This is a genomic window from Ruminococcus sp. N15.MGS-57 (assembly GCF_000980385.1).
GTDB lineage: Bacteria > Bacillota > Clostridia > Oscillospirales > Ruminococcaceae > Hominimerdicola > Hominimerdicola aceti.
The window spans coordinates 1-12,423 of sequence record NZ_LARF01000017.1 but is presented as its reverse complement, the minus strand read 5'-3'; the positions used below and the strand labels follow the sequence as shown (position 1 = coordinate 12,423).

Here is a 12,423-nt window from a genome sequence, read left to right as displayed (position 1 = left end):
TCCCGAAAAAATGTATATTAATTATAGCACAAATGTACAGATTTTTCAAGAGCCACAGACAAAAAAATCCCACAGCCGAAACTGTGGGATAATTGTTATTAAACTGGGTGAACCTTATTTTCAGCGTCTGAGTGCTTACCGTCAACGCCGTACTTTCTATCACGTCTGTCCTTGAAGAACTTAGGTGCAACCTTAGGGAACATTGCATATGTGAGGATATCTTCCTCCTGCTCTGTCCACTCAGCAGCCTCTTTCTTCATTGTTTCAAACTCTGGCTGGAGAAGGTCAGCAGGACGGCAAGTGATAGGCTCTTCGTCGCCAAGAATCTTCTTCTGGAACTCAGGGTCGATAGCAACTGGTGTCTTACCGTACTCGCCCTTAACAAGTCCCTTGAACTCCTTAGTTACTGTCTTGTATCTCTCGCCCATGATTACGTTGAACACAGCCTGTGTACCAACGATCTGTGATGTAGGTGTAACAAGTGGTGGATAACCTGCGTCCTTACGAACCTTTGGAACTTCCTTGAGAACGTCGTCAAGCTGATCTGCCTTGCCAGCCTGTTTCAGCTGTGAAAGGAGGTTTGAAAGCATTCCACCAGGAACCTGATACAGAAGTGCGTTTGTATTTGTAGCGAGCATTGAAGGGTCAAGCAGACCGTTGTCGATGTACTTCTTTCTGAGTTTCATGAAGTAATCTCTTATCACGTTGAGCTTAACAAGGTCAAGACCTGTGTCATACTCAGTGCCCTTGAATGTGGCAACGATAGACTCAGTTGGCGCATGAGATGTACCAAGAGCAAGTGGTGACATTGCAGTATCAACGCCGTCAACACCAGCCTCAACAGCCTTAAGGATACACATGGAAGCAAGACCTGATGTGTAGTGAGTATGCAACTGGATCGGGATCTTAACTGCTGACTTGAGGTCCTTAACAAGTGTTTCAGCCTCATATGGAGTCAGAAGAGCCGCCATATCCTTAATACAGATAGAATCTGCACCTGCATTCTCAATCTGCTTTGCATAGTTCATGTAATACTCATGAGTAAATACCTCGCCAAGTGTGTACGAGATAGCAACCTGAGCGTGACCATTTTCCTTCTTAGCAGCCTTGATAGCTGTTTCAAGGTTTCTGATATCGTTCAGTGCGTCAAAAATTCTGATAATATCAATACCATTTGCAATAGACTTCTGTACAAAATACTCAACAAGGTCATCAGCATAGTGACGGTAGCCAAGCATATTCTGACCTCTGAAAAGCATCTGGAGCTTTGTGTTAGGCATTTCTTTTCTAAGTATACGAAGTCTTTCCCATGGATCTTCATTTAAGAATCTGATACATGAGTCAAATGTAGCACCGCCCCAACACTCAGCAGAATAAAAACCGATCTTGTCGATCTCAGGGAGTATCTCACGCATATCGTCCATTGACATTCTTGTAGCAAGAAGTGACTGATGAGCGTCACGGAGGACAGTTTCAGTTATTTTAAGCTTTGCCATTTTAAATCGATCCTTTCGTTATTTTTCAGGAATGTTATTAGCCGATAACAGCAAGAACTGCACCAGTCTCAACAGCAGAGCCCTTAGTTGTATTAACGCTCAGTACCTTACCGTCGCAAGGAGCGTTAACGTCATTCTCCATTTTCATAGCTTCCAGTACGCAAATAGCCTGACCTGACTTAACAGTGTCGCCTACAGCTACCTTGATGTCAAGGATAGTACCAGGCATTGGAGCTGTTACCTTTGTGCCATCTGCAACAGGTGCAGCGGCTGAAGCTGGAGCAGCAGGAGCGGCTGCAACAGGGGCAGCGGCTACAGGAGCAGCAGCGGCACTTCCGCCGACTTCTTCAACTGCAACGTCATAAGCTTTTCCATTTACTGTAATATTATATCTTTTCATCTTAAAAACCACCAATCTTTTTTAATTTGATATGTTTATCACAACTGAATATTGCTATGTTTCTTAGGCAGTCTGGAAATTCTCTTTCCAGCCATTACCTCGATAGAATCCATAAGTGTCTGTCTGATCTCGTTCTTAGCGATTATACCGTCAACGCAGCCATTCTTTGCAGCAACAGCAGCAGAGGCATTCTCCTTAGCGAACTTATCAGCAAGAGTGTTTCTTGCAGCAGTAAGATCAGCAGCACCCTTCAGCTCATCATGCTGGAGGAACTCAACAGCAGTTACAGGAGCAAGTGCAGAGATAACAGCTGTATCAAGAGCAAATGACAGATCAGCATTTGAACCCTTACCAGCAAGTGCAATAAATGCAGGACCATAAGCCTTACCTGTAACAACAGCAAGTTTAATAGTAGTAGCCTCAGCGTAAGCGTGGCAAAGCTTTGCCATATCCTTCACAGCACCGTAAGCCTCAGTATCATCATCAGCCTTAAAGCCCTCTGTATCAACAAAAGTTACAACAGGGATAGCGTAAGCGTCGCAAGTTCTTACAAATCTTGCGATCTTTGAGCAATCAGCAGACGTAAGCTTGTCGCCTGTCTTGTTAGTAGCAACAACGCCAACTGTAGCACCGCCAAGTGTTGCAAGTGCTGTATAAGAAGCCTTGCCATACTCAGCATTAAGCTCATTTACACTGTCGCCATCGCAAACAGCCTTTGCAATGCCATCAGCGTCATCACCAACAGCCTCAGTTGGATCAGCAAATTCATACATTGGTACTGGTGAAAGGTTGTTCTGTGGAAGTTTTGTAAGTATACTCTTTGCAGCCTCAACAGCAGCCTTATCGTCCTCGCAAACAACAGCAGCAGTGCCGTTTTCAGCAGCATTTTCAGCAGAGTTCTTTATGTTTGCGTTTGGTGCAACATAAAGCTCAGCATCCTTTGCGATAACAGTGAAGTCAGCAGACTCAGCGAGCATTGCTGCACAGCCTGCACAAGTGCCAGCGACAACAGCTATCTGAGGAACAACACCTGAAAGGTTAGAAGTCCACATAAGCAGTTCACCATAAGCATTGAGAGCCTTTGAACCGTCGCTTACGTCAGCACCATAAGAATCGAATATTCCGACAACAGGAACACCTGTCTTAGCAGCAAGGTCATAAACCTTTGCTATCTTCTTTGCCTGTGCCTCTGTCAAAGCACCGTCCTTAACAGTCACGTCCTGAGAAAAAGCATATACAGGATTACCCTCAACATAGCCAAAAGCAGTAATAACTCCAGCAAGGGAGTCACCCGCAGCAGCATAAGCGTCAAGCTCTGTAAATTTTCCTTCGTCAAACAAATATGTCAGCCTGTTTCTTGCAGCAGTAGGAGTCTGCGACGCAGCTTTAAGCTCAGCAAGAGTAGAAATTGAATCAGACATACAGTTTCCTCCATTCAAATAATTTTTGTGATAAAATAACGCAAAACTACTGGATTTTATCATATTTATACACTTAATATTATACTATTTTTTCGCCAAATTTACAAGAGTAAATTGACCTATTTCCGCATATTTTACGTTTAGTAGCATAATCAATATCGATACACGCATATTATTAAGCATTTTGCACAATAGCAAAGGGCCTCCTGACAAAAAGAGACCCTCGATGAGCGTTATTTTTTGGTGATAGCATTCCTTAAAGCCCTTAGCTCGTCAGGTTTAAGCTCTCTATACTCACCTGGTTTTAGCATGCCCAGTTTAACCGGACCGATGGCAGTGCGCTTTAGTCTTGCGACTTCAAGTCCCACAGCTTCGCACATTTTTCTTATCTGACGGTTCCTGCCCTCATGGATAGTCATTTGAAGCACAACCCTGCCAGGCTGTTTGTCGAGCACGACAACTGAACACTCCTGCGTCATTTTGCCGTCTATTTCAACTCCTGAAGCAAGCTTTATGAGTTGCTCATCGTTTATGTCAGGTCTTACTGTAACACGATAAGTCTTAGCGATATGCCTTGAAGGGTGCATGATATCATTGGCAAAATTTCCGTCATTTGTGAAAAGCAACAGTCCCTCTGAGTTCTTGTCAAGTCTGCCGATAGGATAAACTCTTTCAGGCACTTTTGTTAGAAGCTCGGTTACGCACTTTCTATCAAGCTCATCGCTCATTGTGGTAACATATCCTCTTGGCTTGTGGAGCATGATATAATAAAGCTGTCTTTTCTTGGCAACATATATTTTTTCCCCATCAAGTGTGATTATATCCTTGCCTGCCAAAGCCTTGTCGCCAAGCTTGCAAGGTCTGCCATTGACCTTTACCCTTCCCTCTGAGATATACTCCTCTGCCTTTCTTCTTGAACAAACACCACTGTCAGACATTATTTTCTGTATACGAATCTTTTCCATATTTTCTCCTTATTTATGTACGGCTCACATTGAGCCGTTATGCAAACAATTTTTTCAGCTTATCTAGATAATAGTGGAATATATCTGGCTTTTCAGGCTCTGCAAGCATCGAATCTTCCACCGCCGTGATATCCGTTCGGGCTATTTCTACATCATTGTAGTAAAACAATGCCAGCCCTATTTTATCTCCACTTTTCACAGGCGCATAAACAAACCTTGGCAGATATATCTTTGTCTTGACTTTGTAAGCCCTGCCGTTCAAAAGCACAGCACTTGCATGCCCTACCTTACATTTCACACTGTCGCTCACTCCGCCAACAACTGCAACATCAAAACTACTTTTATCCAGTGGAAGCTTTTGTTTAGATACAAAATCAAAGCAATAATCATAGAGCTTTGAGTGATCATTCCAATCATCAGGAGCATTCAAGGTAACGCATATAAGCTCTTTATCCTTTCTGTCACAGGCTGAAACAAGACATCTCCTCGCCTTGTCCGTAAACCCCGTTTTTACGCCCACAATACCCTCACAGCTTTTTAAAAGCTTGTTTGAGTTAATTAGCCAGCGGTCATACGGTGGGTTTCCATAGCACAACTCAACCTTTTCAAGGTGGCATATAGCCCTGAAATCTTCATTTTTCATTGCTTCCGCTGCAAGCGTTGCCATATCCGCTGCAGTGGAATAATGCTCATCTGTATCATCATCAAGCCCTGACGGCGTTACAAAATGAGTATCATTAAGCTCCAATTGTTCAGCCTTTTTGTTCATAAACTGAACAAACTTGCCGATACTTCCTGCCACTCTTACCGCAGCAGCATTTGCAGCGTCATTTCCGCTTGGAAGAAGCATACCACAGCATAGATCGCGTAGAGTGACTTTGTCACCATCTTGAAGACCCATGGACGAGCCTTCGACCTTTATAGCTTCGCTGTCTACCACGAACTGCTTGTCAAGATCTTCACCACTTTCAAGCACAAGAAGCACAGACATTATTTTGGTAGTGCTTGCCATCGGACGCCTTTCATAGGCGTTTTTCTCGAACAGCACATCACCTGTTTCACCGTCTATAACTATAGCACTCTTCGCGGATATCTCACTGAGATCGTCAGCACTGACATTCATACAGCAAAAGCACATCATCATGACCGTACAAATAAATACCGTCACGCATTTCAAACAAACCACACCCTTAAAATCAATTTCAAGGATTAGTTTGCTCACTTACGCTTTTAAAATTCAGTAAAATTATTCCTCGTCTTCGTCCTCGTCGTCAGACTTTTTGCCAAGAAAATCTGTTATCTTATCTATTACCTCAGGTACCATATTTATGATAGCGTTTTCCTTTGTCGCATTCATTGAAAGCTGTAAAAGCTTTGCTTCGCCCTTGTAAACAGTGATAAAAGCGATAGGCTGGATAGTTACTCCTCCGCCTGAGCCACCACCGAACGTTTCCTTTGTGCTTTTTGTTGGCAAGTCGGAGCCACCCGACGCAAAGCCTACTGATATCTTTGAAACTGGGATTATAGTAGTACCATCTGCGGTAACGATAGGCTTGCCCACAACAGTTTCGCAGTCTGCCATTTCACGGACCTTGTCCATTGCAGTTTTAACAAGTCCCTCGATCTTTGTACTTTCGCTCATTTTTCTCAACCTTTCGTATTTCAATTTGTTGCTTTAACTTCATTCTTCTTAGCCGCAAGCTCTTTACTGCGACGCTTGGCAGCACGCTTTTTCTTACGTCTGCCTGAAAGATATATTTTAAGAAAATTAACGCCCGTGCAAAACCCTATTGCTATCAAAGTGCTTGGTCTTACCCTGACTAAGGTATGAACGTCATATCCGAACTTTTTTTCATCAAAAATGCAGTTCACATCAGCTTTTTTAAGCTTTACTGTAAAAACACTCGCAAGTATTGCAATGGTATTGAAAAGCCCTGCCTGCACCTTGCCGTATAGCATAGCCGATTCGTAAGCGTCCTCTTTTCCAACGTCAAGAACTATCCTTGTGTCTGTAAAGCGTATAGCTTTCAGAAGCTTTTTGAAATATTTCCAGCCCATTGGAATATAAGGCTTCACCTTTTTATACTGCGCTTTCAGCTCATAGAACTTGCTTTTTTTCTTTTCTTTAGATTTGGAAACCGGCTTCTTTTCACCCTTATCCTTTTTATGAAAAAGCTTTCCGACAAAGCCCTTTTTCTCATGCTTCACAGTTATTTTCTCGGGTTTGTCCTCTGCACCAGCTTCAACATTGGTATCAGTATCAATATCAGAGATATCTTCCTGCTTATCCTCTACCTCAGCCACGCTGACATTTTCATCTGTTTCATTCTTTTCTATTTTTTCAGGCTTAGCTTCAACAATTTGCTCGGACACTTCTCCTGTTTTATCAGGCGTATCATCAGTCTGCGGGATAGGTAAGCTTTCTTCAATATTGTCCTCAAACTCCTCAAAATCATCAAAACTATCCTCAGGCAGTTGAGCTTTTTTTGATCTTTTCTGTTTTTTCTTCTTAGGCTTTCGTGGATAAATGTCAAAAAACATATACCGCACTTTTAGATCAAAGCCTTTTTTATTCAGATCTATCTGTGCCGTAATGGAAAAATGAAGCAGGATAACAATAACTGCTATAATACCAAGCAGTATCCATAAAACAATTATCGTTATCATCTCCCCTCACGGTCATACTTTATTCTTCCGTATCATTCTCTTTTGTTATCTCGTCAATGGTTATCTGCTCCTGCTTATCAGGGATAGGCGGCAGATCGTCCAGGCTTGACAGCCTGAAACAACGGAGAAAATTGTCCGTCGTCTTGTATGCAATAGGTCTGCCAGGCAGGTCAAGTCTTCCCGCTTCTGCAAGCAAACCCTTATCCACGAGAGAATTTACAACTCCCGAGGAGTCAACTCCCCTGACGTGTTCGACAAAGCCCTTTGTTACAGGCTGATTGTATGCGACTATTGTCAGCGCCTCCATTGCCGCAGGGCTAAGAACAGAGTTTTTCTTTATCTCTAAAGCCGCCTTAATGAATGTCGCAAGCTCTTCTTTTGTGGCAAGCTGATATGACCCATTAAGGCTCAGAAGCGTAATTCCGCTTTCAGCCTTGCTGTATTTATCCGCCAAAGAGCCAAGAGCTTCCTCAAGCTGATCTTTGACGATACCAACTGCCTCGCATAGCTTCTCGCTCTCCACTGGCTCCCCGCTTGCAAAAAGCACAGCCTCGACGGCTGCCTGTATATTTGAATGTTCCATAGATTATCCCTTTTCTTATTTTATCCGTAGCACCAGAAATTATTGTCTCCGTCATCGCCCACAGGTGAATATCCCCAATAATATCTTCTTTTTGCCCAATAGTTCGGCTTGAATACAGTATCAGGGGTGATATCCGCAAGCTGTTCGATTAGCCTTATCTCCTCCATAGTGGCTTCATCAGGCTGTTCGGGCTCAGGCTTTGCCATAACAGGCTCGGTATATAAAACAACACTGTCTATCTTTTCAGATATCTGCTCCATTTCTGCCATGACCTCCTCAGCTGACTTCACAGGAGCATACGCCGCAATGACTTCACCTGATATGCGCTCGGATTTTGCAGATATATACCGCTTTGACTGAGAAGCTTCTTCACGCTCTGCGTCGACATCAGCAACTTCTTCTATCTCATCTGCAGGCTCATCGCCAAGTATATTTTCTATAGGCTCAGGCTCGGGGACAGCTTCTGTCGTTTCGCTTTTGATAACAACAGGCTTATCGAAGTCGGACTCGACTTTTTCGTTCTTTGAAGCCTTGTTGAAAAAAATCTTTGAGTTATCGTCATTGAGAAATATCCTGCCAGACTTTGTAAGCTCCAATATAGCAAGAAAAGTAGCGACTTTCTCGCTTTTCTCCGTCATGCCGTCATAAAGGTCGCCCATATCGCATTCACCATGCTTATATAGTCTTTTAAGGACATGGATTATCTTCGATGTGACCGATACTATCTTATGTGAAACTATCGGCTCGAACATCTTCGCTTTCAGCGGAACGCTCTCACGGGCTTTCTTTGATATGCCCATATAAGCGTCATAAAGGCACTGAGGGTCATGCTCACGGGTATAGGTCTTGTTTACAGGAAGCTTTATCGCCGTCCTTATAAAAACAAGGTCACCAACGTAAACTTCACGGAGAGTCTGTGCCGCCTGTTTGCACAGAGAATACTCAATGATCCTGCCTTCAAGCTCTTTTTTAAGCTCTTTTGACTCCTCGTCATGAGGCAGAAGCGAACAGGTCTTTATGTATATAAGGCGTGCCGCCATTTCAAGAAAATCAGCGGCATCCTCATAATCCTCGTGGTCAAGATCATTGATATAATCCATATACTGTTCAAGGAGCAAAGATATCTCAATATCGTAAATATTCAGTTTGTGCTTGCTGATAAGGTGAAGAAGCAAGTCAAGCGGTCCTTCAAACATATCAAGCTTGAACTGAGCAGCACTCATTTACGTTTTTCCTTTCATGAACAGTTTTATTTCAAAAATATCGCTTTTAGTATAGGGTCAACCCAGAACGTAAGCTTATCCATTATCCAGAACATACCATTTTGCAACCAACCTATAGGCGTATCAAGAATTCCTGTTACAACAAGTATCATAAATGCAATAGCGATATAGTTCTGATACTGCGCAATAAAGCGATCTACCTTACTGCTTGTAAAGTAAGAAAGTATCTTCTGACCGTCAAGCGGTGGGATAGGTATAAGGTTGAACACTGCAAGTCCCACGTTTATAGCTGTAAAGTAATATAATATAAGCGACACATAGTAAAGAGCTATAGAATAATGCACTATATAAAGAACATAGAAAAGCTTATAAAGAACTATTCCGATAAGTCCCATTATGATATTTGAGATAGGACCTGCGGCTGCCGTGAGTGCCATGCCCTTCCTGTAATTCTTAAACCTGATAGGGTTTACCTGAACAGGTTTACCCCAACCAAAACCTATGAAGAATATGCACAATGCACCAATAGGGTCAAGATGTGCAAGAGGGTTAAGAGAAAGTCTACCCTGATAGCGTGGGGTATCATCCCCAAGCTTTGTTGCCGCCCATGCGTGAGCGTACTCATGGATAGGTATACACATGAAAATTACGATGAGCTTTGCACCGTAATCAAGAATTTTCTGCGGATCCATATTTTCATGACCTCCTGTCATTTCAAAACAAAATTACACAAATCACAAGTGTAATTATACACTATTTTCAATGAAATTTCAAGGCATTTTGTCTTTATTTTTAATCGAAAACTATAAATATATACGATTTTACGGAAATTTCAAAAAAAATCTCAAAAAGCTCTTGCAATTTCTTTTCAGTTATGCTATAATATTTAATATTGTGAATAATAGTATTGCATTTTTAAGGGTAAAGGAGGTGCAGCGTAATGGCAAAATGCGAAATCTGCGGTAAGGGCGTTACTTTCGGAATCAAGGTATCACACTCACACAGAAGAACAAACAGAACTTGGAAGCCAAATGTAAAGAGAGTTAAAGCTGTTGTAAACGGCACTCCTTGTCACATTTACGCTTGCTCAAGATGCCTGCGTTCAGGTAAGGTAGAAAGAGCTTAATGCTTGAATATTCCAAAAAATCGACTAGCTTCGCTAGTCTTTTTTTTATGCTTTTTAAGATACAACAAAAAACCGGAGCCGAGTGTCATACTCTGCTCCGATTTTTATTATGCAGCGTGTCTGCCAAATGTTCTCTTATTCTCAGGCGGTGCAAAAACAGAATTAGCACCTGACGATGAATTGTCACTGTTCATATTGTTGTTGCTGAAACCGTGGTCGGTCTTATATATCATATCATAGTAGATTATAGCATTGGAGATGTTAATTCGCTCCTCGGCATAATTTGAATAATTACTGATATAATCCTCGTCCACAACACCATCGTTTATTCGTGCGTTACAAGAATCCTGACAGTACGTTTCATTCACAGTGGTCTTGAACAGACCCTGATCGTCGTCCATATACACTGGGTTAGGATCATCTTTATATACTTGATTGCATGACACCGCCGTTGCCACATTTTTGTAATCCGTAAGATCAAAATATGTGTTTTTCTGGCTATCATAGTAAACAGTATCTGTTACAAAATTGCCGTTTGGGAAGATAACAACATTTTCCTCGTTATCAGCAACAGAAAAGATATCATGACCAAGTGCATAGACATTTGAGAAGCCAAACATATTTCCAAGTGTTGGCTGAACGTCATACATACCCATTATCTGCTTGACCTCTGTAGGCTCATATCCGCCGTCTTTCGACCATATTATGAACGGCACTTTTCTGTTAAGATTGTAGTAGAAATCATCAACAGGAACATAGCCCTCGTCATCCTCAGTAAGAACAGAATCAGTAAATGGATTATAGTTGAAATATCGGTCATACTCCTCTGCCTTTATCTTTGCGTCATGGTCACCATAAATAACAACTACAGTGTTATCAAGAAGTCCTGCATTGTCAAGGTCTGTCATGAACTGACCGATAGCCTGATCTGCATAGTGAACAGACTTAAAATAAGATCCAAGCTTTGTACCCTCAAGGAACGGTGCAGATTTTTCCTCATACATCCCGTCCTCTTCGTTGTACATCTTATACTTGAAATCTACCTCATAGTCGCTCACACGCTCAATGTCAGTAAACGGCGTATGGTTTGTGAGCATAAGGAACGCACCATACCACTTATCATGCTCCTTGTTTATCTTATCGATCTTTGGAACTGCCTGTCTGAAGAACGATTTGTCTGACAGACCAAGACCAATAGTTTCATCAATGTTAAAATCTTTGTTATAGTTAAAGAAATCATCATAACCAAGGGAATGATGTAGATTAAGTCTGTTCCAGTAAGAACCGTTGTTGCCGTGCATACTGAAAGTATAATAGCCCTTCTTCTTAAGCATTTTCTGGGTAGTTGTGTAATCTCTGTCCCAATAGTTGATAGCAACTGTACCGCTTGAAGCTGGCATAAGTGAAGAAGCAAAGGTAAACTCGCTATCTGAGCTTGTTCCCACGCTCTCTTGAGCGTAGAAATTTGAGAAATAAAGACCCTCTCTCGCAAGCTTGTTCATATTAGGTGTAAGCTCTTCTCCGTTTATATATGTATCCATACAAAATTGCTGAAAACTTTCAGCATGGATAACTATAATGTTCTTACCCTTGAAAATATTTGTGTACTTGTTACTCTTTTCGGAAGTTTCTTCAGTCTTTGACTTATCGTCATAGAACTTATTGAAAACCTCCTCGCTTTCCTCGTAACCAAACATCATATTTATTTTCGCATGAGTGCATGAAATAACATCGCTGAACTGATATGTATAAAGACCAAAAGTGCCAAGAACATATTCTCTGTTCCACTGCTTAGCAAGTCTTGAATAATCAGTGCCAGTAAGTGTTGAGCAAAATATTCCTGCAAGACCTATGGAAACACAAAATGTTCCAAGAGCATATCCACGGCGCTTTCTCTTTTCCTTGACCTCGGTGATATAATCTCTTGTACGTCTTTTAAGAAGTATGTACACAACTATGATCACAGGGATATCCCACAGGAAAATAAGATCCTTTGGTTCCATGATGTTCTCAGTAACAGCGTCCATTACTCCGCCGAGCTGTGAAGCCGTTGAAATAAGCGACACTGAGATAAACGACTTATAATTTGTATAGTATATAGAATTTGCCGTACAAAGAATAGAAAAAATTATGGTGAGTATAAGCAAATATACAAATTGCTTTCTTGGCTTTTTAAACACATATGAAATTAGAGCAAGCAACAGTATAACTGCCATATCAGCCATGAGCGGTTTTATCTGGCTGTAATTAAACTTAACAGTAAATGCTCTAAGAAGAAATCCATTCAGAACAGATGCAAATACAAATGTTAGAAACAAGATGTTATCCTTCAGATATCCGCCTATTCCGCTGCGGATCTTTGTTATGACCTTATTCATTTATATCTCCTTTTGGTATAATATTAGCATAGTCCAAACTGCTGACTACAGTGGTGACAGGCTATGCTTATTTTGATATAATAAGAAGGTAATGGACTGACGGTCACCCCCTTAGAACTAAGCGTTCGTAATAGAAAGTGTCAGCCGCCTTCTTGTTATAAAAT

General features: G+C 41.6%; 12 protein-coding genes. 1 reads left to right on the top strand and 11 read right to left on the bottom strand.

From position 1 onward, the window contains the following. Positions 1–98: 98 nt before the first annotated feature. The 10 genes from WS40_RS04830 to WS40_RS04785 form a co-directional block, all read right to left on the bottom strand. On the bottom strand, positions 99–1,496 hold the full coding sequence (locus WS40_RS04830; protein WP_022288411.1) for an oxaloacetate decarboxylase subunit alpha: 1,398 nt from the start codon (positions 1,494–1,496) through the stop codon (positions 99–101). Positions 1,497–1,533: 37 nt separating this feature from the next. Then, entirely contained in the window at positions 1,534–1,896 is a 363-nt protein-coding gene (locus tag WS40_RS04825; protein ID WP_046440636.1) for a biotin/lipoyl-containing protein, read from the bottom strand. 38 nt (positions 1,897–1,934) lie between these two features. After that, positions 1,935–3,317: a carboxyl transferase domain-containing protein gene (locus tag WS40_RS04820; protein WP_022288409.1), complete on the bottom strand. Its 1,383-nt coding sequence runs from the start codon at positions 3,315–3,317 to the stop codon at positions 1,935–1,937. Positions 3,318–3,550: 233 nt separating this feature from the next. Beyond that, positions 3,551–4,282, bottom strand: coding sequence for a pseudouridine synthase (locus tag WS40_RS04815; protein ID WP_046440634.1), 732 nt, complete (start codon positions 4,280–4,282; stop codon positions 3,551–3,553). Positions 4,283–4,319: 37 nt separating this feature from the next. Continuing rightward, positions 4,320–5,405: a D-alanyl-D-alanine carboxypeptidase family protein gene (locus WS40_RS04810; RefSeq protein WP_325208421.1), complete on the bottom strand. Its 1,086-nt coding sequence runs from the start codon at positions 5,403–5,405 to the stop codon at positions 4,320–4,322. A 123-nt stretch (positions 5,406–5,528) separates the two neighbouring features. Continuing rightward, the gene (ytfJ, locus tag WS40_RS04805) at positions 5,529–5,924 is read right to left on the bottom strand and encodes a GerW family sporulation protein (protein WP_046440632.1); all 396 of its coding nucleotides are present in this window, start codon (positions 5,922–5,924) and stop codon (positions 5,529–5,531) included. 20 nt (positions 5,925–5,944) lie between these two features. Continuing rightward, entirely contained in the window at positions 5,945–6,949 is a 1,005-nt protein-coding gene (locus WS40_RS04800) for a hypothetical protein (RefSeq protein WP_046440631.1), read from the bottom strand. A gap of 19 nt (positions 6,950–6,968) precedes the next feature. Beyond that, entirely contained in the window at positions 6,969–7,532 is a 564-nt protein-coding gene (gene scpB / locus WS40_RS04795) for an SMC-Scp complex subunit ScpB (RefSeq protein WP_046440628.1), read from the bottom strand. 20 nt (positions 7,533–7,552) lie between these two features. Continuing rightward, positions 7,553–8,755, bottom strand: a complete 1,203-nt coding sequence (locus WS40_RS11425; protein ID WP_325208420.1) for a segregation and condensation protein A — start codon at positions 8,753–8,755, stop codon at positions 7,553–7,555. Between the two features lie 26 nt (positions 8,756–8,781). Beyond that, a complete protein-coding gene (locus tag WS40_RS04785) occupies positions 8,782–9,447 on the bottom strand; it encodes a site-2 protease family protein (protein ID WP_046440626.1) in 666 nt (221 codons plus the stop codon). A gap of 248 nt (positions 9,448–9,695) precedes the next feature. Here WS40_RS04785 and rpmB point away from each other — a divergent pair, with 248 nt between their 5' ends. Then, the gene (rpmB, locus tag WS40_RS04780) at positions 9,696–9,881 is read left to right on the top strand and encodes a 50S ribosomal protein L28 (protein ID WP_022288401.1); all 186 of its coding nucleotides are present in this window, start codon (positions 9,696–9,698) and stop codon (positions 9,879–9,881) included. A 107-nt stretch (positions 9,882–9,988) separates the two neighbouring features. On the opposite strand, the gene WS40_RS04775 is transcribed toward rpmB, so the two are convergent. Then, positions 9,989–12,259 carry an LTA synthase family protein gene (locus WS40_RS04775; RefSeq protein ID WP_325208419.1) on the bottom strand — a complete coding sequence of 757 codons (2,271 nt, stop codon included), beginning with the start codon at positions 12,257–12,259 and terminating at the stop codon, positions 9,989–9,991. Positions 12,260–12,423 lie beyond the last annotated feature (164 nt).

Bases quoted from the DNA above. Each gene is read 5' to 3' on its own strand.
- WS40_RS04830 (WP_022288411.1), bottom strand. From the start codon at position 1,496: ATGGCAAAGCTTAAAATAACTGAAACTGTCCTCCGTGACGCTCATCAG.
- WS40_RS04825 (WP_046440636.1), bottom strand. From the start codon at position 1,896: ATGAAAAGATATAATATTACAGTAAATGGAAAAGCTTATGACGTTGCA.
- WS40_RS04820 (WP_022288409.1), bottom strand. From the start codon at position 3,317: ATGTCTGATTCAATTTCTACTCTTGCTGAGCTTAAAGCTGCGTCGCAG.
- WS40_RS04815 (WP_046440634.1), bottom strand. From the start codon at position 4,282: ATGGAAAAGATTCGTATACAGAAAATAATGTCTGACAGTGGTGTTTGT.
- WS40_RS04810 (WP_325208421.1), bottom strand. From the start codon at position 5,405: ATGAATGTCAGTGCTGACGATCTCAGTGAGATATCCGCGAAGAGTGCT.
- ytfJ (WP_046440632.1), bottom strand. From the start codon at position 5,924: ATGAGCGAAAGTACAAAGATCGAGGGACTTGTTAAAACTGCAATGGAC.
- WS40_RS04800 (WP_046440631.1), bottom strand. From the start codon at position 6,949: ATGATAACGATAATTGTTTTATGGATACTGCTTGGTATTATAGCAGTT.
- scpB (WP_046440628.1), bottom strand. From the start codon at position 7,532: ATGGAACATTCAAATATACAGGCAGCCGTCGAGGCTGTGCTTTTTGCA.
- WS40_RS11425 (WP_325208420.1), bottom strand. From the start codon at position 8,755: ATGAGTGCTGCTCAGTTCAAGCTTGATATGTTTGAAGGACCGCTTGAC.
- WS40_RS04785 (WP_046440626.1), bottom strand. From the start codon at position 9,447: ATGGATCCGCAGAAAATTCTTGATTACGGTGCAAAGCTCATCGTAATT.
- rpmB (WP_022288401.1), top strand. From the start codon at position 9,696: ATGGCAAAATGCGAAATCTGCGGTAAGGGCGTTACTTTCGGAATCAAG.
- WS40_RS04775 (WP_325208419.1), bottom strand. From the start codon at position 12,259: ATGAATAAGGTCATAACAAAGATCCGCAGCGGAATAGGCGGATATCTG.